Here is a 25,267-nt window from a genome sequence, read left to right as displayed (position 1 = left end):
GTAGTGTTGGCAGTCTACTCGGGTTCGTCCAGAGGTTTGCAGGAGCGCTGGCACGACCGGTAGTCCCGGCAGATGACGACAACCGGCTCTATAGGATCGACCGGGTTCACATGAATTCGGTCGAGGCACTGGCGCCCTTTATCGTGCCCGCAGTGCCAGCGATGATGGCTGGTGTTGGAGCGGCCACTTTGACGACATTGGTCTAGACCCACCTGGCGATACGCCTCCTCCACCTGGGAATCTACCTGCGTGGTGGAAACGCCGCCAAAGGGGGTAGTGTCAGGACAATCTTGTACGTCTCTGGCGCGCTGCTCACGTTGGCCCTCATCGTTTTGACTGGTTGCGCAGCACTCAACTCACGTTCGCCACTCCTTGGAGCCCACAGTTCACGACTCCAAGCAGCGATCCCCACCCGACCCTTAGTCCTCCGCGTGCCGATCTTAGGCGAATGCCGCCTTGCCCGCTCGGACTCGACGCCCAGCAGTTCGAACTCACTTTCGGGCCTGCAAATCTACCTCGCTCCCGGCGGGGGAATGGCCAAGTGCGCGTGCTTCTGGAAGATGCCAATCTTATCGGGATACGTAATCCGGACCTCGCGTCCGCATTCCTCGCACTTGTAATGGGAAACGACCTGAAACCAGCTGCCGTTCCTGACGACGGCGAAGTTGCAATGCGGGCATTGGAAAGTCAGACCGACGGAGGATAGACTGGGAGAGAGGGACATTGCAGCGCCTCGCATTCTGGAGAGCTCATGCTTGGCTTCCCGCCGCACCCTTCGGCACGGCGGGCGGTCTTCTCAGACGTTCAGGTTACTGGATGACTTTCACGATTTTACGTGTGCCCGGGTCAACGACAACAGTCCGGTTGTCGACGACGACGTAGCGATATTTGACGTTGGGGACTTCATGAAGCTCGACGCTGTCCGGGAGCGTCGAGCCGACATTCAGCTCTACCCCAGGGACTTTCACCGAAGCGAGCGGCTGCTTTTTCACATATTCCTTGATGACGGTTTCCTGCTGCGGGTCAATGACCACGTCCTGGGCGGCGGCGGCACCGACACCGGCCAGCAGCAGAAATCCCGCCGCTGCGGTGGAAAGATGCATTCTCATAGCTATCTCCTTGTGGGCTCGTGGGCGCAAAACATAGCGCCAAAGCGCCCCAAACCTGCAGCTTCTCTAGACGTTCCAAACGGAGCCTTAAGGCTGGCCTTGCGTAGGGACCTAAGTCTGATTCGCTGCGCGCAATGGCCCCGGAACTGCGTCTGTTTGTACTCGTTGCGGTCCCTCAAGGGAGGAGCCGATGGAGAACAGTGTTCACAAAGCTCGCTGGCTGCTTGCACCGGTTTTCGCCACCTCCATCACGTTCTTGGTGATTGGAATAGTCGCGAGCTGATGGCCTAGCCAGAAATGACGCTCAAACAGTCCCAGAAATTGTATCTGCGCAGCTAGGGCCCCTTCCTGTGCTGGTGGGATCCGCCCGCCAAATCGAGGAGTGGCGGGCGGATTCTCATTTGCAGCTGCTGAGTGAGCAGGAAGACGGAAATTAAATAGAACGAGACAACCAAGCCGACGTCGACCGGGCCCCCCTTTCGATCGATGCGTTTTTGAGGTGGAACGTTTCGCGCGGGAAAATTGCATTTCACCAAGTCAAACCAGCAAGTGATTAAAAAGATCGGCAACGACCGCCAGACCCTCACCAAGGCAGTGAAAAGCTGCGGGATCACCATTGAAAAACCCGCCGCACTCCAACCAAGAGTTGGGGATTGCATATCCGGCCTCATGTTCGCTTTTTACACACCGTTGACTCGTGCATCCTGACGGGCACTACACTTGATCCATCGGCTCCTACAGCGACGGTCTTCTGAAGCTTGGGGGTTAAATGCCTTTCAAACGGGCCGGTCTATACCCATCCAATCAGGACCTTTGCCAACGCGTTTTGGACCAACTCTGCAGTGAGGAGAAGATCGCCCGGTCCTCCCAAGCTGGCTAAATGCTCGCAATGCAAATAGCATTGAGGGGTTCGGTCGCGGCTCGATGAAAAAATTCCAGGATATGCGTTGTCGGTTGTCCAAAAGATTCGCAACCGCTTAACCTTATGCTTCCGTTCAACTCCATCTGCGTCGCAGCTATGCACCCTGCCGATCAGTAGTCGTCCGATCGTTTGTCATCGGCATTGGTCGGTTCTTTGGAGATAGCGCGCCGCAAGGTGTCGTTGATCCGATCCTGCCAGCCCGGTCCATCTTCCTGGAAGTGGTCCAGCACGGCCCTATCGATCCTGATCGAAACAAGCTCTCTGATGTTTGGAGCCGACGGTTCGCGAACCGGCGCCGCCGGCTTTTTGATCGGCTTGAAGGCGGCTTCAGCGGCCGACATCGGATTTGTGGGTCGGCGTGGAGGATTTGCCATTTGATGATCCTGACTGGTCATAATGCTTGTCGAGCGGTTCAGTGCGAATGCGCATCATAACCATGTACCGCAGCCCACCGACAAAAAGCAAAAGGCCGGACTGTTGAGCCCGGCCCAAGCATGAAGGCAGCTTAAACCTCCAAAGCGGAACGCGCCGGACGAATGGCAGGAGAATCCGATGCGATGTCCATTGGGCCAACTCAGGCTATCCCCAATCACATTGCTGTGGGATGCAACAAGCTAAAGTGCTCTGCGGGGCAACGCCACGTGGCCCACTCTTACGCTGGAGGACGCAAACGCGAAAAACGCAGGAGGCTTCCCGCCTTCCGTTGCCCGACAAGCTGGTTCACACGATCGTTTCTGATGCGTTGCAGCAATCTGCTGCCCAGGTCTCTCCATCACACCAAGCTCGCGCGCTTTTTACACGGCGGGGTCAGTACATTCGTGACTTGCCGCGCTCCTGCGGCTTTCGCCACGGCGCGCGAGAGAAATCAACCTGCTTTGCGGAGATTGCCAGCAGAAGACTTGCCGGTACGTCGGTCCTGCTCGATGTCGTAGTTGATCTTTTGGCCCTCAACGAGGTTCGACAAACCAGCGCGCTCGACGGCGGAGATGTGAACAAAAACGTCCTGACCGCCATCGTCGGGTTGGATAAACCCAAACCCTTTAGTGCTGTTGAACCACTTCACGGTTCCAGTTGCCATGTGCATATACTCCTTGTGACTTCCCAGCGTGTTTGATCGACGAAGAGGCCAGACCGGTTGATAAATAGACGCAGCAAAAGCGAGAAATCGCAAGGCCCGGATGGATCGACCAGAATACCAACTTCTCTCGGACGGCCCACTCGTCTCACAAGTCGACAGGAATTTTCCTTTCCGGCCTGAAGCTCCTCCAGTCATCCTTGCTGTCCTGGGTTATCACGGCCCGCTCGTTTCCCTCCGGCCCTTAGCTTGCCGACTTGCGTTTCGAGTTCTTGGTCGACCGTGCTGACGCGGGCACTATCCGGCTCATAATGTGTCACCTCAATGTCTAGAGTCGAGGCTTGGTCACAAATAGTCGATGCCAACTCCGACGTTACGCGCCCAAAAAGCCATTGATCCGGAGCACGACCCCTGCAAAGTCCGACCTTTAAAGGAACATTTCGCCTATGGCGGAGTTGGGCGCGTGGCCCGCGATCGGAGATCGGACGCCAACAGATGATGCCGGCGGGCTTTTGGGAGGAAGCCATGATACGTGCCATCCCTTCACTCCACCTTTCCCGTCGCCGCGCATTGCAATTTGGGCTGGGAGCCAGCCTCGCCGCCACAACGGGCCTGGCGCCGGTTTCTCGCGCCTATGCCAAGGAGGAAGTGCAGGACGAAGACATCTTCCGCTTTGCGCTCAACCTGGAATACATGGAGGCCGAATATTATCTTCGCGGCACCACCGGAAAAGGCATCGACGCTGCCGATGCCGGTTCCAAACCCGGCGATGTCGTCGGCGGAAAGAAAGTGTCCTTCGAGACACCCGCCATCGGCGAATTCATGCAAGAGGTTGCTGAAAACGAACTCGCGCATGTCCGGTTCTACCGCAAGACGCTTGCAAAGAACGCAGTCGACAGGCCGGCCATCGATTTCGATGCGGGGTTCAAGGCGGTTGCGGAGGCAGCGGGCCTCGGGCGGGACTTCGACCCCTTCGGCAACGAAACGAACTTCGTTCTCGGCGGCATGCTGTTCGAGGATGTCGGCGTCACCGCCTATGCCGGTGCCGCGACGGTTCTGAAGAACAAGGAGTTTCTCGCCGCCGCCGCCGGCATATTGGCGGTCGAGGCCTACCACATGGGAATGGCGCGCTCCACACTGTACCGGAAGGGAGAGAAAGCCTGGAAGGCCGCCAACGCCGTCTCGGACGCACGAGACAAGATCGACGGGCCGGAAGACAAGGACCAGGGCATCCAGGTGAATGGCAAGGCCAATTTCGTTCCCTCGACGCCCGACGCGATCGCGTTCACCAGGACGCCGCAGGAAGTGCTGCGGATCGTCTATCTCACCGATAAGGATGGCGTGAGCAAGGGCGGCTTCTATCCGGAAGGGATGAACGGAACCCTGAAGAGCACCTGAGTCGCTCGCGACAGGCGATCGCATCGCCGGAAGAGATGCAGCGGGCCTGCGGGCGGCACTGCTGGTACGGCTGCGCGACGATCACGAATCAAATCCGCCGCAGGAGTCTTGCGCTCCCGGTTGTCCATCCTAACGATGCAACCCCGCGGAGCGGGAGCGTTCCATCGCGTCGATTTGGAGCAGCTCTTGTTCTGACCCCTTGTTGACCGCGATTTTGAGACAGCAGGAGCTGTCCGGTTCAGCGCGATTCCTGAATTAACATCAGGGCCGCCGCGCCCTTACCTGGCAGCGTCTCGCACTTGGCGAAGTCTTGCGCTGCCGAGTTCTGCAATAGGGACAGGCACGCTGCCAAATCACCCCAGCCAATACCTCGGCCCCGGCCCCTTGCGTCCTGCCATATCGGCAGGGTTCGCAAGGCTACACCGGTCCATCGACAGGCAGCCGCAACCGATGCACTCGGTAAGCCCCGACCTCAGGCGCTGCAACTCGGCGATGCGCTGGTCTATGCGCTTGGTCCACTGGCCCGACAACCGCGACCAATCCCGACGCGACGGCATGCGATCGGCTGGCAACTTGGCAAGCTCGGCGCCGATCTCCTCAAGCGTCAGCCCAATTCGCTGCGCGAAGACGATGAAGGCGATTCGGCGCAGCGCGGATCGCGGGTAGCGTCTGTGTCCCGAGCCGGCCCGCTCGGACGCGATCAGCCCGCGCTCCTCGTAGAAGCGCAGGGCCGATGAGGCGACGCCGCTGCGCCGTGACACGTCGGTGATGGTCAACATGGAATCCATGCATGAACGAAAGCACAATTCCCGCTTGACTTCAAGTTAACTTGAACTTGTAGCAAGAGGCATACGGATTAAGGGAGCACTGGCAATGCAGACGAATATCGAACTTCAGGGACTTCGCGTGGCGGTCACGGGCGGCACGTCCGGCCTCGGACTGGCGCTTGTGCGGCAGCTTGCCGCACAGGGTGCGTGGGTCGCCTTCGTCGCCCGCACCGCCGCGAACGTCGCACGCATCGCTGACGAGACGGGCGCGCACGGCATTGTCGGCGACGTCGGCAAGAAAGAGGACACTTACTCGATCGCGCTACAGGTAACCGCGAGCCTCGGCGGGCTCGACGTCCTGATCAACAATGCCTCGAGCCTCGGCCCTGTCCCTCTGGCGCTCCTCGCCGATACTGAGTGCGAGGAGCTGGAAACGGCGCTCGCGGTCAACCTGGTCGGCGCGTTCCGGCTGACGAAGGCTCTTTTCGGTGCGCTTGCGGCGTCCGCGCGCGGCGGCCGTGGCGCGCTGGTGATCAACCTTTCCAGCGACGCCGCGGTGAACGCCTATCCCGGCTGGGGAGCATACGGCGCGAGCAAGGCCGCTCTTGCCCATCTGACGGCGATTTGGGACGAGGAGGCGAAGGCAGACGGCATCCGGCTCCTCGCGCTTGACCCCGGCGATATGGACACCCCACTGCACGCGCTCGCGATCCCTGATGCTGATCCGGCGACCTTGAAGCGCCCCGAGAAGGCAGCTGCCGAGATCATCGAAAAGATGCTCGACGCGTTGCCTGTCCGCTCTACGCTTCTGGCCGGAGCACATGGATGATTGCCGCCGATCGTCCCGATCGGCGCTCCGCCAGGCTGTTCGTCGTCCAGGCGGACGGCACGATGCGCGACCTGCCGCGAGCTGGACTCGCGACGCTGTTCAACCCCGGCGATCTGGTCGTCGCCAATGACGCCGCGACCTTGCCTGCCAGCTTGCACGGCACGCATGTCCCAAGCGGTGAGGCGATCGAGATCCGCCTGGCGGGCTGGCTATCATTTCCCGATCCAACCCGATTCGTGGCGATTGCCTTCGGCTCGGGCGATCACCGCACGCGCACGGAAGACCGGCTGCCTCCACCTCCGCTGTCACCAGGCGATCGCCTCCGGCTCGGCTCGCTTGACGCCGTCGTCGAGCGCCTTCTCGACCATCCACGCCTTCTCGAGTTGCACTTCCCAGGCAATCGCGCAGCGGTGCTTGCAGGACTGGCGCAGCACGGCCGGCCGATCCAATACGCGCATGTTCCCGAGCCGTTGGCACTGTGGGATGTTTGGACGAAGATTGCCGCCGGGCCGGTCGCGTTCGAGGCGCCATCGGCAGGCTTCGCGCTCGACTGGCGCACGCTCCAAGCCTGGCGTCGGCACGACGTTGGCTTTGCAACACTCACGCATGCTGCGGGCGTCTCTTCTACCGGCGATCCCGCGCTCGACTCGCGCCTTCCCTTCGACGAGCCATACCGCATCCCTGGGCACACCGCGGCGCAGGTCGCGTGGGCGAAGCTGCGCGGCAGCCGCATCATTGCGATCGGCACGAGCGTAGTGCGCGCACTTGAGGCAGCCGCCAATCCCGGCGGCAATGCGCGTGCCGGAAATGGCATTGCGACAGGGCGCATCGCGCGGGGCACGCGGCTTCGCGTGGTCGATGCGGTTCTCACGGGCGTCCACCAGCCCGGCGAAAGCCATTTCGAGCTCCTGCGCGCCTTTGCCGACGATGCTCTGCTCGCCAAGGCCTCCGCAGCCTTCATCGCGTATCGATACCGCGCGCATGAATTCGGCGATTCCATGCTGCTCAATCGCCAACCGCTGCTTCTATCGCGCGAGCGGAACCGCGCCGAGGTGCTCCCGAGATGCGCGCCATGCGCAACTATGCGGGCCATCGGCTCTCGCCCTGGCTTGGCCATCTGATGGTGTCGCGCTCCGAGACCGCCAGACCGTTGCTGATCCGGGCGAGATCATGCAGCTCCCGCCCGCCGACGAGATCGTCATGGTGGCGGCTACGCCGCCGATCCGCGCGAAGAAGGCGCGCTACGAGGATCGCCGTTTCAAGGACCGGATCATGGCGCCGCCGGTGCTTACCAGGCCGGCACAGCCGGGCCCGGACGACTGGAGCCCGGCTGCCGCTTCGGGCCAGGCCGGCGAGCATCGTGTCGGCCGACGCAGCCGGCGCCGCAGACATCGGCGACGAAGATCCAACGGGATCGGAACGGCGTCAACAGCCCGAGCTGAACCGCGCCGCGCCGGTGGAGAAGAGGGCGCCGATCGAGAACGATTTCGACGGCGGCTTCGATGACGAGGTCGATGACGACACTGCGCGGATCAGCCGCGGCAACCAGATTATGCAGGGCATGGCCCGCCAGGTCTCGCTCGATCCGAACGACGCCATGGAGCTGCGAGGCGCCCGTGGCCAATCCGTCGAAGAAGCAGCGCCTGTCGGTCTGTCTCGAACCCGAGGTGATGAAGGCGCTCGCGGCCCACGCGGCACGACGTGACCAATCGCGCACGCTGATTGCAGAGGCGGCCATCGCATCCTTCCTGTCGCCGGACGCCGCCGAGCGACAACAGGCCGCGACGACCAAGCGCCTCGACCAGCTCGATCGCCGCATGCCGCTCATGGAGCGCGATGTCGGCATCTCGGTCGAGATGCTCGCCGTTTTCGTGCGTCATGCGGGCCAGACTACCACATGATGACGATATATCCGCTGCAGCTTCTATCGGAAATCCCGCGTCTTCACCTAGATGCCGTCGATGTGCTCGTATGGATCGACGATGTTTCGGCCCTTCGGCAGGCTCCGCGGATCGACACCCGGCGCGCCGTAATGGGCTTCGTCACCGCGGCCATGCGGCACGGGAAACGGCGTCTCGCGGTTTCCCAGACTGGCCAGCTCGGCCGGCAGTTCGATCAACTGATGGGAGACGAGATGCACCACCTCCCCTTCCCGCTGGATGCGGCCGCGCACGCCGAGCATGGCCGACGAAAGAAGCACGCGACGGAACTTCTCGAATACCTTGACCCAGACGACGACGTTGGCGGCGCCCGTCTCATCCTCCACGGTGAGGAACATGACGCCTTTGGCCGAGCCTGGCCGTTGCCGGACCAAAACCAGGCCGGCAGCCTCGAGCCAGCTTCTGTCTCGCGCCTGCATGGCCTCCTGACAGGTCACGATGCTGCGCCGGCGAAGATCGGCACGCAGAAACGACGCCGGATGGCTGCGCAAGGTCAGCCCGACATGGCCATAATCCTCGACAACGTCGCGGCCGGCCGTCATGGGCCTGAGCGCAACAACAGGCTGGTGGATCTCGGGCAAAGTCTTCTTCTTACGGCAAGCAGCGGCCGCAACAGCGGCAGAGGTTCGTCGCGAAACCGGCAACGCTGTCCAACGGCGTGCGCGCGCTGGTACCGCTATACATCAGCGCCGGCACCCGCGTCGTGGTGATGACTGCCGATGGCGCCTACGTGGAGCGCGCGAAGGAGGGCGTGCAGCGATCTTCAGGGCGGTCAAACAGCTTTGTGCTGGCGTATCACCAGACGAACCTCGCTGGCGACCTATCGAGTTCGCGCCTCGGCGCGGACGCTCATCTCTCACTGAGAACCGGCATTTAATCAAGAACTAGCTAAATTAGCAGTTTCTTGCACACCTTTGGAACTTTGTAGCTTTCGTTACATTTTCAACCGCATGCGAGACTCTGTGGTCCACGGCCCTGGAATGACGGTGAACAGATCACCGCCTCGCTACTCGCTCGTCCTGCCCATATACAATGAAGAACAGGTGCTGCCTCGGCTGATCGAGCGGATCAGTTCGCTTATCGACCGGCTGGACGGCGAAACCGAGACCATCTTCGTCGATGATGGAAGCCTCGATGGAAGCGTCGAATACCTCCAAAAAGTGGTTGCCGCCGAGCCGCGCTTTCGGCTGATCGAATTTTCCCGCAATTTCGGCCACCAAGTGGCGATTACCGCCGGTATGGACGCCGCTGCGGGCGATGCCGTCATCGTCATGGATGCCGACCTGCAGGATCCGCCGGAAGTCGTTCTCGATCTGGTGGCCAAGTGGAAGGAAGGCTTCGAGATCGTCTATGCCCGCCGGGTCAAGCGCGAGGGCGAATCCTGGTTCAAGCGCTTTACGGCAAGTCTTTTCTATCGCCTGCTGGAGAAAATGACGTCGGTCGATATTCCGCGCGACGTCGGCGACTTCCGCCTGGTCGGCCGCAAGCCGCTGGAAACCTTCAAGCGTATGCCCGAACATGACCGCTTCGTCAGGGGCATGTTCGGCTGGATGGGCTTCAAGCAAACGACCGTGCCATTTGAGCGCCACGCGCGAACCCTGGGCCAGACCAAATACCCATTCTGGAAGATGGTGCACCTTGCGGTTCACGGCATCGTCAGTTTCTCCGAGAAGCCCTTACGCCTGGCGCTCTGGGGCGGATTGGCCATTTCCGCGCTTGCGGTGGTCTTTGGCGCCTATGCCATCTTTGCCTCGTTTTTTGAAACCGGCATCATTGCCGGGTGGACATCCACAGTGGTGATCGTGTCGCTCCTGTGCGGCATCAATCTTTTCATGACCGGTGTGGTCGGGCTCTACGTTGGCAGCATCCACGCCGAGGTGAAACGCCGCCCGCTTTATGTGATTAATCGGCTCACCGGCTTCGACGAGGCGATGCGTACCGTCTCTGGTGAGCGCCGCCTATCGTTTCACAAGCCCAGGAGTGGAGTCCCCGCCAATGGCCGAACTCTTCGACAGCTATAATTCCAACTATGGCGAGGCGGTCGAAGGGTCCATCCGGTTTTCCGGACTCAGGCACGACTTCTTCCTTGTCGCCAAGGCGGACCTGCTGCGGCGTCTGGTGGTCGAGCGAAAGCTTCGGCAGGATGGGTCGGCTGTAAGGGCGCTGGATGTCGGCTGCGGCGTCGGTTCGCTCCACCGCTACCTCGACGGCGCTTTCGACAGCCTCGATGGCTGCGACGTCTCGCAAGACTCGATTTTGCGCGCCAGCCAACACAATCCGCGTGTGGCCTACAGGACCTGCAGCACGCAGGGGCTGCCTTATGAGGACGGCACGTTCGATCTGGCTTTCGCCAGTTGCGTCGTCCATCACGTTCCGCCCTCCTCCTGGCTCGATTTCTTCCTGAAAATGCGGCGCGTCGTGCGGCCAGGCGGGGTCGCCTGCATCATCGAGCACAATCCCTACAATCCGATGACGCGCCTTGCGGTGTTCCGGTGTCCGTTCGATCACGACGCAGTCCTGCTCAAAGCCGCCAGAGCAAGGTCCCTCTTTCAGGAAACAGGCTTCAGCGACATCCGCTCCGAGCATTTTCTGCTGCTACCCTCGGCAAGGCCCTTGGCCAGAAGAGTCGAGCGCGTATTCGCGCCTTTGCCGCTTGGAGCGCAGTATGCGTGCAGTGCGCATGTCTGAGCGCCGTTCGACCGGCGACGACGGGCTGAGGCTGCTGGCGCGCTTCGGGTCGGTCGGCATCGCTGCAACGATCCTATATGCAGTGATGGCCACCGCTTTGGTCGAATGGCAACGGTTCGGCCTCTCGCCGGTCGGTGCCTCGCTCGCAGCTTATACCGCTGCCGCCCTGTTTTCTTATCTCGCGCATAAGTTCGTGACCTTCGCGTCGAGCGGATCGCATCGATCGGAGGCTCCGCGTTTTCTCTTGCTGACGGCAACCGGCTTCGCGGTGGCTTACGCGGCGCCGGCGCTTTTGACTGCGAAACTCAGTCTGCCGCCGATAATTTCCATCCTGGTTACATGCTTGCTTGTTCCAGCGGTCAATCTCCTCATGCTCGACCGCTGGGTTTTTGCGCAGCGAAGACGCGGCCAGCAGCGTGATCGCCCGCCCTAATCCGCGTCAATGGAATCGAGCCGGAGCGACAACAATTTGATGGAGCGCTTATAGATGTTGCTGGCGGCAGGAGTTTGCGGAATGCCGTCGAGGTAGTCGAAGGCGATGTCGAGTGTCTTGGCCTCGGCGAGAGCCGCCGGTGGGATGACGAACGAGACGGTGCGTGGCTCTTTGCCGGACAGCGTCACCGCATGCACCCGAACGCCGTTCACCGAGATCACAACCCTTTGCATGATCTGGGGCGGACGAATGACGGCGGCCATTTGCAGCGTGGCGGTCAGGCCGTCGCGAAGCTGCGGTATGTCCAGGCGAAGCCGCGAGGTCTCGCCCAGCGAATGGGTGCCGTCGGCTACCGGCCCCGACCAGCCACAGACCATCATGCCGGTTGCCTTTTTGGCTCCGTCGGACCGGAACGACACCGTCTCGCCAAGTGTGTAGCTGCCGACCGCATCGCGATTGAGGCAGGTAGTCGTCCGGCCGATGTAATAGGCGCGATAGTCGGAATTGACGTCTGGATTGAGAGCAAGCGCAAGGATGATGATTTCTGCCCCCGCCAGAACCGCCGCCAGCGTGTAGCCGCCAAGCGAGGCCCCGCGCCGATGCGGGCCCGGAGTGCTAGACCAGGGCAAGATAGCCCCCGATCCACGCGACGGTCATGAAATAGCAGGCGCCCAGGAAGAGACCCAGAGTCGCAAGAAAAGTCAGCTTCGACGCCGACAACAACGTGGTCAGCAACATTGTCAGAGGCGCAAGCCCAATGACGTATCTGACCATCGAGGCCAGGTTCGTGATCAGCGGCAGGATGATGCAGCAGGCGCAGAACAACGCGGCGCCATATTGCCTGCGAACCGCCAGAACCGCCGATAGTGCCAGTCCTATGAGTGCGGCGAGCGCGCTCCATTGCGGCGCCGTAGGCAGCCACCCAGTCGTCGGAACGGCCGAGAGTCCATCCCATATGAAGGCGAGCGGATTGCCCGCCACACGTCCAAACGCACGCTGGACGTGCAGGAAGGCAAAGCCGTCCCCGACCGTCAGATAGAGGAACAGGATGTAGGCGAACAAGCCGGCAGGCGAGATGAGAATTGCAACGAGCAGATCCGGTCGGCCAAGCACCCAACGTGGGAACGAAAGCGCCGATCCGCCCTTTGCGCGGTAATCCCTGAACATCTGAATGACGGTCGCAAATACAACAAGCACTCCGACGAGCCTGGTTGCCGACAGCAGAGCCGATGACAGCCCCGCGGTCAGATAGCTAGAGCGTTTGAGTGCCAGAAAAACGCACGACGTCAGGAGCACGAAAAGAGGTTCGGTCAGGAAAGTCGTGAAGTGAAAGGAGAACGGGCCGCTGAGCAGAAAGGCGCAATATAGCACATAAGCGCGCATGTTCTTCTCGAGCAGCGGCCACGCCACCAGACAGGCCGCGTAGCTGCACGCAACCGATGTGATCGACGCGAGCAGTATCGTCGGCAAAGGGAAAACAGACCGGATTGCCGCCACCAGCATCGGATAGAGTGGAAAGAAGCCCCAGCGTCCGACATTGCTCTGGTTTGGAATGGGAAAGCGCTCATAACCGTGTTCGGAAATGTCGACATACCACGCGCAATCCCACCGGCAGAGCGCCTGGGCATAGGCTGCGAAGCCTGGTTCCGCCGAGATCGAGGCAAATGCCGCATAGCGAATGGCCAGTCCACCGACGACCAATAGCAGCGGCACCACCACGACCGCAATAAAGCGGCCACCGGCGTTCGGACGCGCGACAGCTTCGAGCGCCACAATCTGCCTCCACCCGTTCAAGTGACTGGCGCCACTCAAAGCTAGATGACGCGCGCCCAGGCGAATTCAAGGCATGCAACGCGGCTCAGATGGCGATAGAGCTACCCCGCGCTTCTGAGCCAGACCAGCATCTCGCCGGGGTCGCGATTGTCCCAGGTAAAGTACGGCACGGCGGTGAGTTTCGCTTCCGCCACCGCGCCAGGAGATGCCGGCCGAACAGCTTGCCGAAGATAAATTGCAGCACGTCGCTGCCTTGCACGGTGATAATCAGGAAAGCGATCAGCAACAGGTTGCGGCCTTCGAAGCTTGGGCGATCCGGGTGAGGTGATCGATCATTCAACATAAGCGCGTTTCCGCTGAATCGGCGGCGGAAATTAGGTCGAAGGTATCGCCCGGGTCCTGGAATCCAAAAACCTGGAGGACGCGAATGCCTTCTGGCGCAGTACCGCCAAGACAATTCTCGTTCAACTCCGGCAGGCACCAACTGAGCGGCCGACATGCGGGCGCTTCTCTGAGTTTCAGTTCTCCTCGCGGGCCGCAGTTTAATAGCGGCCATTCGACAAAAGGAACAAAGTGCGGTGTCGCTGGTTGAGATTTGTTGAGACCAGAGCGGAGGCTTTCGCCGCTGTCTCATCCAGCGCAAGGATTCGCCGTGGGCATTCTCGAGAGCCTGAAGAAAGCTACCGAGCAGGCGACGGGTATCGCGCGACCGAGAAAGCAAGAACTCGCCGAATTCGTGAAGATGAAGAAGCCACTCGAATTTCGGTTCAAGGATGACGGCCTCGTGCCGAACCACCCCTTCTGGCCGTTTGTCGTCTGTCGCGGCGCCGTAAGGTCGGTGGAACAATTTGATTCCGCAGCCGTGCTGGAAGAGCTTTTCGAGGCCAATGGCTGGAGTAGCGGCTGGCGGGACGGCATCTACCACTACGTCCATTACCATTCCCGCAAAAATGAAGTGCTTGGGGTTGCGGGCGGCACCGGCAAGGTTCGGTTCGGGGGCAACAGGGGCCGTACATTGTCCTGGAAGGCCGGCGATATGGCAGTTCTTCCGGCCGGCACCGGTCACCAATGTTTCTCCGAGTCTGCTGGTTTCCTGGTGGTCGGCGCTTTTCCCGCATCCGACGCTTATGACGAATGCACGACAGCCCAGGAACATGAGCGGGCATTACGAACGATTCCCACGTTGGCCGTCAACGCAAGGATCGGGTCTATGGGAGCAAAGCGCCGCTGGTGTCAGTGTGGAAAAAATGAAGCTTGAAGATGAAGTCCGCCACGTTTCCGAAGACTTGGACGATGATGTACTGAGTGACGCTGTGCGGGCGCTGCATCGTCGGGTGAAGATCGTTCATGATTTCGATATCCCCTACATTGCTGGATACAGCAAAGATGGCAGAACGATTTATATCGATCGCCATATGCCTCGCACTATGGATTGGAAATCGGCCAAGGTCCGGCTTGCCCCATTTCTGCTAACGCACGAAATCGTTGAAAAGGCGCTCCTAGACGAACTCGGGCTTCATTATCTGCACGCGCATCAAATCGCTCTTCGAGCCGAACGCGATGCAGTGAAGGCGGCGGGTGTTGGCTGGTCCGCTTACCAGGCCTTCAACAAAAAGAACGAAAAACCGATCTCCGAAGAGAAGCTCAAGAAGATCCCCAAGGATCTTGACCTGACGCCCTACCGCGACATGAGTGACTTTTCAACGCTCGAGCGTCTGCTGAAGGCGCAACGATAGTCGGACAAGCCAATGGTCCTCGCTTGCCAGTTCTATGACCGCCGCCTCGACAGTTCAGCATCGACGAGCTCGCGGCATGTGCAAATGAGCGCATCGACCCTGCACCATCGTTTTCGCCAGCTGCAGCTCGTTCGCATGGCGCTGCGTGCACCGAACTTTCGCGGCGGTCCCGTGTTCTCAACCGAGATACACAAAAGTTACCCGTAAAAGCGAGTCGTTCAAGCCGCTTGGGTTTTCATGTCTTCGCCGCTCACCATTTTGATCACAGCGGAGAAATCGAGCTTGCCTGAGCCGAGGACAGGCACTTTCGCAACGACGCGCACTTCGGCCGGCACCATCAGGTCCATGGCGCCGTTGGCCCTGGCGAAGGCCAGGAATTCGGCACGCGTGGCGTTGACAGCCTCGGTAATGAGGACCAGCTTTTCGCCCTTGCGCGCATCTGGCACGGCAGCGACTGCCGAGAGCGAGCCTTTCCACAATTCGCCCGCCAGTGCCTCGACGGCGGCCAGCGAAACCATCTCGCCACCGATCTTGGCAAAGCGCTTCGCGCGGCCTCGAATGGTGATGAAGCCGACGTCGTCGACGGCGACCACGTCACCGGTGTCATGCCAGCCGTCTTCGAGCGGCTCGAGCACGCCCGGCTTCTCGGTGCGCAGATAGCCCGCCATGACATTGGGCCCGCGCACGAAAAGCCGTCCGCCATCCTCGACGCCAGGCACCGGGTCCAGGCGGTACTCCATACCCGGCATGATTTTGCCGACACTGCCGGAGCGGTTGTACATCGGCGTGTTGATGGAGATCACGGGCGCGGTTTCGGTCACGCCATAGCCTTCAAGGATGCGCAGGCCGAACTTTTCCATGTAGGTCGCGCGCGTAGAAGCCTTGACGGGTTCCGCGCCGGCAAAGCAATAGCGCACTGAGCGGAAGTCGTAAGGGTGTGCCGTACGCGCATAGCCGCTGAGGAACGTATCGGTGCCGAAGATGATCGTCGCGTTCGATGCGTAGACCAACTCCGGCACCATGCGATAGTGCAGCGGGGAGGGATAGAAATAGACCGGCACGCCCGATATCAGCGGCAGCACCGTACCTGCTGTCATGCCGAACGAGTGGAAGATCGGCAGCACGTTGAAGACCTTGTCGCCCGAATGGAAGTCGATACGCGAGGCGGCCTGGGCGGCATTAGCCAGGATGTTGCGATGGGTGAGCACCACGCCCTTAGGCATGCCTTCAGAACCTGAGGTGAACAGGATCACCGCCGGTTGGCCGGGCTTGCGGGCGACCCGGGGTGTATTTTTGCGCAATAGGCCGAGCAGCTTGTCCTTGAGGCCAATGGTGGCCCTCAGATCATCAAGCCACACAATATCGACCGAGCGGCCGAGTTCCTCGACCACGGCGCCAAGTTTCGCTTGTTCGACAAAGGCGCGTGAAGTCAGCACGGTGCGCACCTCGGCGGCCTTGCAAGCGGAGAGGATGTTGGCCGCACCGGCAGTGAAGTTCATCATCGCCGGAACCTTGCCGGCGGACATGACGCCGAGCAGCGTCGCACAGGCGCCGTTGGCATTGGGCAGCATGATGCCGAGCGTCTGCTGGCCGGCATAGAGGTTCTTGAATTTCTCTCCAAGCACGGCGGCGGCTGTCAGCAGCTTGCCGTAGCTCAGCGAACCGGTGACGGGGTCCTGCACAGCCAGTTGCTTCATGCCGCGTTCGCTCGCCGTCTGGATGATCTTCTCCAGCACAGTCTTGTCGATGTCCTGGGTGCGGAAGACGAGATCCGACATGACCTGGTAGAGGGCAGCACCCGCCGCTGCGCGGCGCTTCCGGCCCTTGAGATCCGGCGGTACTTCAAGTTTGGCCGGTTCTAGTATCGTCACCTTGACCTTTGGGAACAGCTGGCGGCGCACATGCAGCGAACTCAGCCGCGAAAAATAGCTCTTCTCCAGGCCGTCGATGCGCACTGGCACGATCATCGAGCCGGTCTTGTCGGCCACCATGGCGCCACCGTCATAGACCTTCATCAGGCCGCCGGTCACGGTGATCCGGCCTTCGGGGAAGATGACAAGCGGATTGCCGCCTTGCACGGCCTTGATAAGCGTGCGGGTCGACATCGGCTTGGCCGGATTGAGCGGCAGGGCGCGCGCAAGTTTCATGAACGGCTTCATCCACCAGGCTTGGGCGATGGTGTAGTCGATGGCAAACACCGGCTCCTCATCCGTCAGCGTCAAAGCCAATGGGCCGTCGAGGAAACTGACATGGTTGAGCGCCAGGATGGGTGCCGGGCCGGCCGCCTTAAGGTTTTCCAGCCCCTCCACCTCCAGACGATGGAAGGCTCGGAACAGAATGGAAACGAAGTCGCGGAAGGCGTTGGTTGGCAGATATCTCAGCATCAGCCAGGCGGCGACCACGTTGAGCGCGGCGAGGCCGAACAGGATACCTCCAGTGGAGACGCCCACTGCTTGAATCGCGGCGACAAGTATGCCGCCCACCGTCATAAAGCCTGCATTGACTATGCTCACCGCCGCGACGACGCGAGCGCGGCTGGCTTCGGGCGCCCAGGCTTGTACGGCGGCGAAGGTTGGTACGACAAGAAAGGCGCTGGCAATAGCCATGCCGGCAAGGTCGACCGCAACATGGACCGTGTTTGGCCCGGCGAAGAAAATTGCGAGCGTTTCGGCCCCGATCGAAGGCTGCATGCTCCAGATGGTCCAGGCCAGGTCCAAGCCGAACAGTGCCATCAACGCAGTGCCAACCGGGGCTGGCAAGAGCACGATGCGGCCCTGCGACATCCATGCGGCTATGGCAGAGCCAATGGCGATCGACACGGCGAACACCGCTAGATAGGCGGTGACAGCGATTTCTCCGCCACCGAGCGAATCCTTGACCAATGTAGGCAGGATCGAAAGGACAATGGCCCCGATCAGCCAGAACCACGACGTCATCAGTCCGGCGCGCCAGATCCGCTTGTCGGCACGCAAACCGTTCACCTGTCGCCAGGTCGAGCGAAAGATGTTTTTGTCGATGACTAGGTCGGGAGCCGCAGAACCGGTGGACGGGATGTAGCGGCTGACAAACCAACAGGCCACGGCAAGGATCATCATGATCGGCCCGAACACCGAGACGCCAATGCCATCGGCCGAGACGACGCCTCCGGCGATAGTGCCGCCGAGGATGGCGGCGAAGGTTGCCGATTCGATCCAGGCATTGGCGCGGGGCAATTCCTTGCGCTCGAGATGATCCGGCAGGATGCCGTACTTGATCGGTCCGAACAGCGCCGAGATGATGCCGAACATGAGCAACGCGATCATCAGCACCGGGATCGACGACAGGGTGATTCCAACGACAGCGACAGCCGCAGCGGCGATCTCGGTGAATTTCAGCCGACGGGCGATGAGCGCCTTGTCGAACCGGTCGGCGATCTCGCCACCAACGGCGGACAGGAGCAGGAAAGGAGCCATGAAGACGGCACCCGCCAGCGTGACCAGTGATGCAGCCTTGTCCGCCGCCAGGGTGAACAGAATAAGGAACACCAGCGTGTTCTTGAGGAAATTGTCGTTGAAGGCGGAAAGGAACTGCGTCCAGAAGAGAGGTGCAAAGCGCCGTGACGTCATCAGATGGCTAGTCGTTTGGCCGTTCGTGGCGATTTCCATTGGGGCGGCTTCCGTTAGGGCAAGACCGTTGAAGATCGTGGCCGTATCGATCAGCGGTCTTGCGCGGTTTGAGCTTCTTGTAGTGGGAACCCGGTTACACTTCGTTACTGCGGCTCAAATCGATCAGCGGCTTTTGGGTTTGGGGTCTTCTAGCCGCTTCATGAAGCGGCTCGCCTCTTCTGCGTCTCGCAGGATCTTGGTGATGGTGATCGAGGTATGCACGAGCCTGATCGCCGCCATCGGGCAGAACCCCTTGGCGGCAAAGCTTGCTCCATGAAATTGATGGCGCCGTCATTATCGAAGCGGCGATGGCGAAATTGGCACGGTGAATGTTTGCAGGCGCTTGAACCCTTCGGAGCATAGCTGTTGAAGGTCATCGATATTGTCTTTTGTTTCAGGGTGAGGTTGCGCCGGCGTTTGTCTGTCTCCAGGCCGGATACAATCAAGCGGTCTTGCGACGGTCCGGACGAACGCAGCGTCAGCGCTGCTCCGCAGCAGCGGGCTGCAGACGGCGGTCGCCAGCCAGCTTGAGGCGCAGTTGCCGCAACCACTCGCCATCCTCTCCGAGCGGATCGCAGGACAGCTACGCGATTCTGAGCACTGCCAAATCGGCCTAATTTTCCACTGCCGAATGGACGATGAGACGCGTAAGCGAGTTTCCGGACCGGAAGCTATGGTTGGGTTGCCCAAACGATGCAGAGGCGCTGCTGTGTTGGCGCGACACGCTCGACCGCAGGTGCGGACGGCATAAGAATTTTGGAGAGGCCCGTGGTGACTGGGGATTGCGCCGGTATTGACGACGCGCGAAGACTGGGTCGATATCTGGGCGAAGGCAGCCCCTGCGACGCAGCTTCATACCGGAGAATGCGCTGGGAGGTTGTTGCCTCGGCTACCAACTCAAAGTGATTGTCCGGGAGAGTTCGGCGATGTCGCCATAGATCATCGAACCTGTGACGAGAAAACATTTATCACCGAGGACTTCGAAGAGTGAGCTTGCCGCTGTACAAACCGGCAGGTTCTTCGAATTGGCATACGTGCCGAGGGTCGCGGTTTCGACCTTACGGTGGGTCGCCGTTTCGACCTTACGGTCCTTGGCTTCGGCACAGCCGACACTGATCGCGAGGATTGCGATAGCAATGAGAGTCGTCTTGCTCATATTTTGCCCCTGGAGCCAGCTCTTGTCGGGTAAGGCGCGCGATGCATCAAAGTAGCACCGGCCCACGATCGGCTTCATCCATCGATTGGAGGAAGCGGGCTCATCCATAATTAGCAATATCTTGAGTAAGGCGCCGAGCGCACCAGACTCATGGAACGGCGCCCGGAATTTCCATTCGTGACGAGGTGGCGATCCCGGCCGCCTTCGCAAACGGGTCACCCAGCACTGCGTAAACGTCTCGATTCCGAGCTATAGCTTTCCGCATTCGATCATCGATCATACCAAGGTGAAGAAGGGGCAGCAGATCGAGCTTACCGGAGAGATCACACGCGTAGACGAGGAAGGCGGCAGGGTGACTGTCGATCTGGGACCGCTGGTGACGATCGACATCGACAAGGTCAGGCGGGTCGAGAAGTACAGGACGCCAAAGCGCAAGAAGCCGCTGCGCGACATGGTGGATTAGCTCGCGGACCGCCGCTTATCCACGCGACATCGGTACCACTCAAACGAATGGCAATTTTCTGTCTGAATGCGTTTAGGGTCCATGCTCGGAGACCACGCATGGGTATCGCGCGGGAGACAGGTGACTCTCGGTTTCAAGGCGTCGAGATGCTACGAGCACTGAAAAATCAGTTCCTTAGACCTAAAGATCGGGCGATCTGCCAGCGGGTTGTCGACCAGGTAACCGCCGACGCCAAATGGTACAGCACCCCGATAGACGGTCAGATTCTGGCCTCGACCACGCTGAATCTCTTTCAATCAGGGGTCGTAAACGAAACGAATTTGCTGGCACATGTTCGCGCGCGGCGCCACGACTTCACAAAACTGACAGGCTAGATCCTTCGCCCTCACAGTGCCAGTTGGACTTTGTAATGGAACGCGCAGCGGGGAGCACGTGTGGTTGATCGGCGCGTCTCGCGTCCATGGCCCGTTTTCCTGGCGCCGATCTTCCGCGATCTTGGCCCTCACCCGCATTGCTGAGGATTTCGAGAGGTGAATTGAGATCCGCCGACGGCGCGGATCCTCTGGCAGGATCAAGCCTGTCCCGCGGCTTTGCTCCGGAACAATGTCTTCTTCTGAAAGTTTTTCCTTAAATAGCAAAGGAGATTCGAAATGTCAGAAAGCCGGGAATGGTTTGTCCAATGGCTTAGAGACGCTCATGCCATGGAAGAGCAGGCAGAAACGATGTTGAACGGGCAGTTGAGCCGTATCGAGAATTATCCCGAACTGAGCGACCGGATCCGACAGCACCTCGACGAGACCAAGCAGCAGGCTGCCCGGCTGAAGACTTGTCTCGATCAGATGGACGAGGGTTCATCCACGATGAAGGATGCTGGCGGTAAGCTGACGGCGATGGCGCAATCGCTGAGCGGCGTCTTCGCTGGAGACGAGGTGATGAAAGGATCGCTCGCGAGCTACACGTTCGAGCACATGGAAATCGCCTCCTACACGATCCTGATTGCCGCTGCTCGATCGCTCGGCGAAAGCGAGGTACTTCGGGCTTGCGAAGAGAATCTGCGAGAGGAAGTCGCGATGGCGGATTGGCTGAAATCCCGTCTTCCCTCCACGACCGAGCAGTTCCTTGTTCGGGCCGAAGCCGACAGTGACAGCGCCAAGCGGTGAGCGGGTGGGACGCAGTCATCGTGAACTGGGTGATGGGGATTCGTCCGCCAGCGCGTCCCCTTGGTGAAGGCTGGACGACGAACACGCCTGGCTGTAGCAGGCGGTTGTCGAGTTGCGCATTTCCAGAAATTGCTACGACGAGTGATGCAAATATTGCGGCGTCGTGACTTTGAGAGTTGAAGCGTTCGTCTGCGCAAGCCTGGTCGAACACGCATTGGCAATAGCCAAGATCGGAAGGGCTAGTGCAGCGCTCGGCGGGATCAAGCTTGAGGGGGCGTGTTAAAACGTTCGAAACGAGGTCGCGATAGCGGAATGCCCGAGAACACTCTCCCTGATCACTGAGCAGTGCGTGCGCAGGCACCGGCAGCGCCAAGCCGGATGGAAGAAAGTTCGTCCCGACAGCGGCAAGGCGCACCAGCGACGAGGAGAGGTTCCTGTCAGCGTTCCAGTCAGCGTTCCAGTCAGCCCAGCCCAACGAGGGAACTTACATGGCGCGACGCGGCGTATCTGACGCCTCCGACGGGGCGTTCGGCGGCAATTCAGGCATTCATGATGCTCAAAATCTCGCGTGGAAGCTTGCCATGGTCATCCGTCGAGAAGCGGGCTCTGCCCTGCCTGACAGCTACGACACCGAGCGTCGGCCCCTTATTCACGGCACCCTCGCACAAGCACTCGCGCGGCTTCAGAAATGGTTCAAAGATCCGGCAAAAAGCCTGCCGCCGCAGGTCGATCTGGTCGAGGCGATTGCGAGGCCGTCAGGTAGCGCTGGCCCAACACAACGCCTTCCGCAGTCATCGTGAACACCGCAGCCGGGGCGTTGGCGCTGGCCTCGCTTGTTGCGCAGGTTTCGCCATCCACCCGCACCTGACACCCGTCCGTGCACCCGAAACTCAAAGGTCTCGCCCAGCCGTGCCCGTTCGGGCCGGAACCGTGGACGCGCGTTATGCCGATCTGACCTTGCCTTCCACGAGGCGGTCACCGCGCGGCGTCTTTTGGCGAAAGGCGTCGCGAAGTTGATACTCGCAAAATCGTCTAAATCACGCTCGCGAACTGGTCGATGCAGCGACCAGAAGACGGCAGCTGCCGCCGTAGAAATGCGAGCAGTTTCAAATCGAAGGGTGGCCGATGGCGCTTGCTCCGCGGTGTCGACTCCATCAGGCTTTCAAGCGAGCGATCCTGGCGGTGTCTGCCTTCGAAACATCCGGCAATCTGGCGTTCACTTGACGCCAAGGGCGTCCTTGAGTTCTGCCAATTTTTTCATGCAGCCTTGCTCGTCGCCAGCTTGGGACATCTTGTGAGCTTCCGCCATTAGCTGGCTAGGATGTTCGGCATTCTGGGCGCTACGGTTGCCAGTCACTTGCTCCTGATGAGGTGTGGTTGGCTTCACATTTCCCGCCGTTGATCCGGTGATTTCAGGATTACCCCCCTGCTGCTTGCCGGCCATGACCTCCTCTTGGTGCTTCGTCGCCGGGATGCCTGATTTATTTGGGCTCGCGCCCGTTTCGGCGGTGATGACGTTCGGCTCAAGCACTTTCAACTCTTGGCCGCAGTCGGCAAAGCCCGGCGACGCGAAAGCAAGGACGAGCGCCGACGCGCTTACTATTCGTATAAACATGTGAACCTCCGATAGGCTTTTCCGTATGTCGAGGAAACGGCCACTTATCCAAAGAGTTCCTGGTGGGGCCGGTCCATAACAAGGTAATGAGGATATATTCCATCGACCCTGACAGTGATCCCACAGGTGCTTTCGCATGTCGCCCTGAAGCCGCCCAGCACGGAGGTTAAACATATCATTGGAAAATACCGCAACCATCTTTCATCTTGCCGCGTATGGTCCGATCATCTGCCGGTGCAAGTTTGAGGACATGCAATGAAGAAGGCCGCTGGAGGTGGAACGCCGGGCATTCAGTCGAAATCGCCCCTGGCCATGCCTTCCGCCGCGGCCAAAACCGAGGCGTCATCGCCTTGCTGAAGGGCTCGAAGGCCGGTCCGGCCATCGAGGGCGCCATGGCGCGACACCAGAAACCGGTAGACGGCCCAGGCACTGTTGCCCAACATGGCATGCAGCGCCTGCAATGCCCCGAACGGACGACCGTCCTTGTCGAGTTGCCAGACAGGAAAGCGGAAGCCGCGTTTGGCGCCATCGATGCCGAGCACCTGCCCACTCTGCCGCCTGGCGTTGACTGTCACGCGCGAGGTGCCAAGCAACTTGGCGAAGGCTTCAGCGCTCAGCATCTCCTCGCCGGCGACAATTTCGGCGACACGCTTGTGGCCACGCGCGCGCGCTCCGGCAAGAGCCGCCTCGAGTTCGGCATCGGGCTTGCCTGTATCCTCGAGGGGAAACACATCCGAAGCGATCGGTTGCTCTTCGACCGGCGTGATCGTCTGCGCATCAGCCGCCGGATCGACCTCTACCCGGAACGATACGCGGTGGCCGATCTTGCGGCTGCGTGCGATCGCTTCCTGATAGCGTTCGAGCAATACCTTCTTGAAGTCTGCCTGTGCCGGCAGCTTTGTGGTGAAGCTCAGGGCGGCGACTCCCGCATGCGATGCGGTCCCGCTATGATTGATGCGTTTTGGAGCGGCCATGATGAGAACCTCCTGCTGTCACCAATATGGTTACAGAGCGCAAGTTCGTCAAGTTCGATAATTTCGTAAAATCATGGAAGCGGACTAAACAATCCCCCAGGCGCGAAACCTTCCCCTGCCCGTCATCTCGCGCAGGCCGAGCTCGCCGACAAGATTGAGCGCCCCCTGTTTTGTCACGTTCAGGCTGTCCTGGATAAGGCCTGTCGAGACAAGTGGCCGCGACAGCACCAGTTCGATCAAGTCGGGCAGTTTCGAGCTGGCGCGCCGTTGTTTGAGCCGCCGCTCCATCTGGCTTTTCGCCATCACCAGCCGGTTGTGCTCCTTCAGCCCCACGAGTGCGGCGTCATGGATCGCATCGAGGCAGGCCAGCAACCGGTCACTGCGATTGTGTGCTCGCCGACGCTCGCGCGGAATGTTTTTGGCACCGAGATGCTGGCAGGCGAGATGGTTGGCGGCAAGACCTTCCTGGCGCAGCAGCGCGGCAATCAGCAGTGGCCCAAGCCATGCGGCATGCTGCAGCACCTCGATGTTGTCGGACCAGGCCTTAAGCAGGATTGCGCCGCGCAGAACGATGGGCTGATCGCTCGTCCCGGCAATCACGGCCTGCCATTCGGCCAGCCGTTCTTCTTTATTCCAGTCGAGATCGTAGATCAGGCCGTTTTGCGGCTCCGGCCGGTCACGTCTTGACGTTTCCTCCTTTCGACCAGGCACGTCTGCGCCGCTGAGGATCTTTGATGAGCGTGCCAAGACAGCATCGATCTCGGCAAACTCCTCAGCCAGAAGCTCGTCCTCAATATCGTCCCGAACATCGGCTTCAACTACGCTGTTTCCAGCCCCCCGCCTTCCCGGTTTTTTTGTTCCGCCGCCGGCAGGGCGCCACCCCTGGGCCGGCCAGCGCCAAAAAACCGTCGCGGCTGAGCGCCCAGTCCGGTCGGTGACGTGGTTGCGATCCCGGCCGCGGTACGGAGGGGGTCACCGACGACCGTATCAGCGATATACGCACTTCCTTAGCAGGCGGCCCAGCAGCTTGGGTTAGGGGGGCCGCTGAGCCTGACCAGCGAGCCTTCGGGAATGCCCGACTGGCTGGTTAGTACATTAGATAAATGTAATGTAATCGAACAATGTGAACGAGGTACTCGGCAGTAAGAAATTGACTGGCACGATTCACTTACCGCGCGCTTTTGCCTTGGGTTCTGGCGAGCTTTCGGACGGGTTTGCAGCCAATTTTGCAGATCGCCGATCTGTTACCCACAGGGCCTTTTTCCTCGCCACCAAATCGTCACGATCGCCCTCAGGGGTCGCTCGGCTATGCATGGCAGCTATGGCGAAGTCGGCTCTGTTGGTTCGATAGTCTTCTTTTTGGACAGTCATCGTTTTCTCCCAGTTTCATAGCCCCTCTTTTGCCCTTGCGGGGAGATTAACTGCCTGTGCATTACGCGAGTCAATCGATGGAACGATCACTCCGCAGTCGCGAGGGCGGGAAGCAAGCCGACAATTTTAACGTTGGAGCGGCTTACAGAGTGCCGGCAACACAGCCGCCCTTTCGTCGGGCTGCGTTGATCGCGTCCATGTTGCCCTTCAGCTC

At 60.3% G+C, this 25,267-nt stretch carries 26 protein-coding genes and 5 pseudogenes; 16 read left to right on the top strand and 15 right to left on the bottom strand.

The window, feature by feature from the left end; translation table 11 throughout:
• Positions 1-809: 809 nt before the first annotated feature.
• From NKH90_RS11730 to NKH90_RS11720, 3 genes are all read right to left on the bottom strand, one after another.
• Positions 810-1,109 (bottom strand): DUF1236 domain-containing protein, encoded by a 300-nt coding sequence (locus NKH90_RS11730; RefSeq protein ID WP_352503690.1) that lies wholly within the window; start codon positions 1,107-1,109, stop codon positions 810-812.
• Positions 1,110-2,141: 1,032 nt separating this feature from the next.
• Positions 2,142-2,405, bottom strand: coding sequence for a BrnA antitoxin family protein (locus NKH90_RS11725; RefSeq protein ID WP_352472951.1), 264 nt, complete (start codon positions 2,403-2,405; stop codon positions 2,142-2,144).
• A 491-nt stretch (positions 2,406-2,896) separates the two neighbouring features.
• Positions 2,897-3,109 (bottom strand): cold-shock protein, encoded by a 213-nt coding sequence (locus tag NKH90_RS11720; protein ID WP_031194806.1) that lies wholly within the window; start codon positions 3,107-3,109, stop codon positions 2,897-2,899.
• A 522-nt stretch (positions 3,110-3,631) separates the two neighbouring features.
• On the opposite strand from NKH90_RS11720, the gene NKH90_RS11715 reads away from it, so the two are divergent.
• Positions 3,632-4,504, top strand: coding sequence for a ferritin-like domain-containing protein (locus NKH90_RS11715; RefSeq protein ID WP_352472952.1), 873 nt, complete (start codon positions 3,632-3,634; stop codon positions 4,502-4,504).
• 353 nt (positions 4,505-4,857) lie between these two features.
• On the opposite strand, the gene soxR is transcribed toward NKH90_RS11715, so the two are convergent.
• Entirely contained in the window at positions 4,858-5,283 is a 426-nt protein-coding gene (gene soxR, locus NKH90_RS11710) for a redox-sensitive transcriptional activator SoxR (protein WP_502898818.1), read from the bottom strand.
• A 94-nt stretch (positions 5,284-5,377) separates the two neighbouring features.
• Here soxR and NKH90_RS11705 point away from each other — a divergent pair, with 94 nt between their 5' ends.
• The 4 genes and pseudogenes from NKH90_RS11705 to NKH90_RS11690 form a co-directional block, all read left to right on the top strand.
• Positions 5,378-6,100, top strand: coding sequence for an SDR family NAD(P)-dependent oxidoreductase (locus NKH90_RS11705; RefSeq protein WP_352770912.1), 723 nt, complete (start codon positions 5,378-5,380; stop codon positions 6,098-6,100).
• Positions 6,097-7,221 carry an S-adenosylmethionine:tRNA ribosyltransferase-isomerase gene (locus tag NKH90_RS11700; RefSeq protein WP_352770914.1) on the top strand — a complete coding sequence of 375 codons (1,125 nt, stop codon included), beginning with the start codon at positions 6,097-6,099 and terminating at the stop codon, positions 7,219-7,221. Before NKH90_RS11705 ends, NKH90_RS11700 begins: the two co-directional genes overlap by 4 nt.
• Positions 7,155-7,706, top strand: a pseudogene (locus NKH90_RS11695) (type IV secretory system conjugative DNA transfer family protein); the annotation flags it as partial. The gene NKH90_RS11700 and the pseudogene NKH90_RS11695, both read left to right, overlap by 67 nt.
• Positions 7,707-7,716: 10 nt before the next feature.
• Positions 7,717-7,977 (top strand): annotated as a pseudogene (locus NKH90_RS11690) (CopG family transcriptional regulator); the annotation flags it as partial.
• Between the two features lie 71 nt (positions 7,978-8,048).
• Here the strand turns inward: NKH90_RS11690 and NKH90_RS11685 are convergent.
• Positions 8,049-8,674: pseudogene (locus NKH90_RS11685) on the bottom strand (OB-fold nucleic acid binding domain-containing protein); the annotation flags it as partial.
• Between NKH90_RS11685 and NKH90_RS11680 the strand changes: the two are divergent.
• From NKH90_RS11680 to NKH90_RS11665, 4 genes and pseudogenes are all read left to right on the top strand, one after another.
• A pseudogene (locus NKH90_RS11680) lies at positions 8,675-8,788 on the top strand (elongation factor P); the annotation flags it as partial.
• Between the two features lie 202 nt (positions 8,789-8,990).
• Positions 8,991-10,061 (top strand): glycosyltransferase family 2 protein, encoded by a 1,071-nt coding sequence (locus NKH90_RS11675; RefSeq protein ID WP_502898817.1) that lies wholly within the window; start codon positions 8,991-8,993, stop codon positions 10,059-10,061.
• Complete coding sequence (locus tag NKH90_RS11670) at positions 10,036-10,728, top strand: class I SAM-dependent methyltransferase (RefSeq protein ID WP_352819466.1); 693 nt, start codon at positions 10,036-10,038, stop codon at positions 10,726-10,728. Before NKH90_RS11675 ends, NKH90_RS11670 begins: the two co-directional genes overlap by 26 nt.
• The gene (locus tag NKH90_RS11665; RefSeq protein WP_352819465.1) at positions 10,721-11,161 is read left to right on the top strand and encodes a GtrA family protein; all 441 of its coding nucleotides are present in this window, start codon (positions 10,721-10,723) and stop codon (positions 11,159-11,161) included. Before NKH90_RS11670 ends, NKH90_RS11665 begins: the two co-directional genes overlap by 8 nt.
• On the opposite strand, the gene NKH90_RS11660 is transcribed toward NKH90_RS11665, so the two are convergent.
• The 4 genes and pseudogenes from NKH90_RS11660 to NKH90_RS11645 all read right to left on the bottom strand — a co-directional run.
• Positions 11,158-11,790 carry a hypothetical protein gene (locus NKH90_RS11660; RefSeq protein WP_352819463.1) on the bottom strand — a complete coding sequence of 211 codons (633 nt, stop codon included), beginning with the start codon at positions 11,788-11,790 and terminating at the stop codon, positions 11,158-11,160. The two genes, NKH90_RS11665 and NKH90_RS11660, sit on opposite strands and share 4 nt — an antisense overlap.
• Positions 11,777-12,934, bottom strand: coding sequence for a putative hexosyltransferase (locus NKH90_RS11655; RefSeq protein ID WP_352819461.1), 1,158 nt, complete (start codon positions 12,932-12,934; stop codon positions 11,777-11,779). The genes NKH90_RS11660 and NKH90_RS11655 overlap by 14 nt, the downstream gene beginning before the upstream one ends.
• Before the next feature lie 101 nt (positions 12,935-13,035).
• Positions 13,036-13,104 (bottom strand): hypothetical protein, encoded by a 69-nt coding sequence (locus NKH90_RS11650; protein ID WP_352819499.1) that lies wholly within the window; start codon positions 13,102-13,104, stop codon positions 13,036-13,038.
• A 26-nt stretch (positions 13,105-13,130) separates the two neighbouring features.
• Positions 13,131-13,250 (bottom strand): annotated as a pseudogene (locus NKH90_RS11645) (phosphatidate cytidylyltransferase); the annotation flags it as partial.
• 336 nt (positions 13,251-13,586) lie between these two features.
• Here NKH90_RS11645 and NKH90_RS11640 point away from each other — a divergent pair.
• Positions 13,587-14,192: a cupin domain-containing protein gene (locus tag NKH90_RS11640; protein WP_352503495.1), complete on the top strand. Its 606-nt coding sequence runs from the start codon at positions 13,587-13,589 to the stop codon at positions 14,190-14,192.
• Entirely contained in the window at positions 14,182-14,670 is a 489-nt protein-coding gene (locus tag NKH90_RS11635; protein WP_352503494.1) for a hypothetical protein, read from the top strand. The genes NKH90_RS11640 and NKH90_RS11635 overlap by 11 nt, the downstream gene beginning before the upstream one ends.
• 218 nt (positions 14,671-14,888) lie before the next feature.
• Here NKH90_RS11635 and NKH90_RS11630 read toward each other — a convergent pair whose 3' ends face one another.
• Positions 14,889-18,314, bottom strand: a complete 3,426-nt coding sequence (locus tag NKH90_RS11630; protein WP_352819458.1) for an acyl-[ACP]--phospholipid O-acyltransferase — start codon at positions 18,312-18,314, stop codon at positions 14,889-14,891.
• A 28-nt stretch (positions 18,315-18,342) separates the two neighbouring features.
• On the opposite strand from NKH90_RS11630, the gene NKH90_RS11625 reads away from it, so the two are divergent.
• Positions 18,343-18,591: a hypothetical protein gene (locus tag NKH90_RS11625; RefSeq protein ID WP_352472966.1), complete on the top strand. Its 249-nt coding sequence runs from the start codon at positions 18,343-18,345 to the stop codon at positions 18,589-18,591.
• Positions 18,592-19,203: 612 nt separating this feature from the next.
• On the opposite strand, the gene NKH90_RS11620 is transcribed toward NKH90_RS11625, so the two are convergent.
• On the bottom strand, positions 19,204-19,578 hold the full coding sequence (locus NKH90_RS11620) for a hypothetical protein (RefSeq protein WP_352819456.1): 375 nt from the start codon (positions 19,576-19,578) through the stop codon (positions 19,204-19,206).
• A 178-nt stretch (positions 19,579-19,756) separates the two neighbouring features.
• Here NKH90_RS11620 and NKH90_RS11615 point away from each other — a divergent pair, with 178 nt between their 5' ends.
• The 4 genes from NKH90_RS11615 (at position 19,757) to NKH90_RS11600 (ending at position 21,893) form a co-directional block, all read left to right on the top strand.
• The gene (locus NKH90_RS11615; protein ID WP_352819454.1) at positions 19,757-19,933 is read left to right on the top strand and encodes a hypothetical protein; all 177 of its coding nucleotides are present in this window, start codon (positions 19,757-19,759) and stop codon (positions 19,931-19,933) included.
• A gap of 98 nt (positions 19,934-20,031) precedes the next feature.
• Positions 20,032-20,307 (top strand): hypothetical protein, encoded by a 276-nt coding sequence (locus NKH90_RS11610; protein ID WP_352472968.1) that lies wholly within the window; start codon positions 20,032-20,034, stop codon positions 20,305-20,307.
• Between the two features lie 276 nt (positions 20,308-20,583).
• Positions 20,584-21,093, top strand: a complete 510-nt coding sequence (locus NKH90_RS11605) for a ferritin-like domain-containing protein (RefSeq protein ID WP_352819452.1) — start codon at positions 20,584-20,586, stop codon at positions 21,091-21,093.
• Between the two features lie 488 nt (positions 21,094-21,581).
• Positions 21,582-21,893 carry an FAD-dependent monooxygenase gene (locus tag NKH90_RS11600; protein ID WP_352819450.1) on the top strand — a complete coding sequence of 104 codons (312 nt, stop codon included), beginning with the start codon at positions 21,582-21,584 and terminating at the stop codon, positions 21,891-21,893.
• Between the two features lie 416 nt (positions 21,894-22,309).
• Here the strand turns inward: NKH90_RS11600 and NKH90_RS11595 are convergent, their stop codons facing one another.
• The 4 genes from NKH90_RS11595 to NKH90_RS11580 form a co-directional block, all read right to left on the bottom strand.
• Complete coding sequence (locus NKH90_RS11595) at positions 22,310-22,708, bottom strand: hypothetical protein (RefSeq protein ID WP_352612663.1); 399 nt, start codon at positions 22,706-22,708, stop codon at positions 22,310-22,312.
• Positions 22,709-22,998: 290 nt separating this feature from the next.
• Positions 22,999-23,682, bottom strand: coding sequence for an XRE family transcriptional regulator (locus NKH90_RS11590; protein ID WP_352472974.1), 684 nt, complete (start codon positions 23,680-23,682; stop codon positions 22,999-23,001).
• A gap of 84 nt (positions 23,683-23,766) precedes the next feature.
• Positions 23,767-24,441, bottom strand: coding sequence for an RHE_PE00001 family protein (locus tag NKH90_RS11585; protein WP_502898824.1), 675 nt, complete (start codon positions 24,439-24,441; stop codon positions 23,767-23,769).
• Positions 24,442-24,846: 405 nt separating this feature from the next.
• A complete protein-coding gene (locus tag NKH90_RS11580) occupies positions 24,847-25,053 on the bottom strand; it encodes a hypothetical protein (protein WP_352503486.1) in 207 nt (68 codons plus the stop codon).
• Positions 25,054-25,267 lie beyond the last annotated feature (214 nt).

Source organism: Mesorhizobium sp. M0898, from assembly GCF_040319695.1.
In the GTDB taxonomy this organism is placed as follows: domain Bacteria; phylum Pseudomonadota; class Alphaproteobacteria; order Rhizobiales; family Rhizobiaceae; genus Mesorhizobium.
Note: the sequence above shows the minus strand (reverse complement) of the source record. Positions and strands in the feature narration are given on the sequence as shown.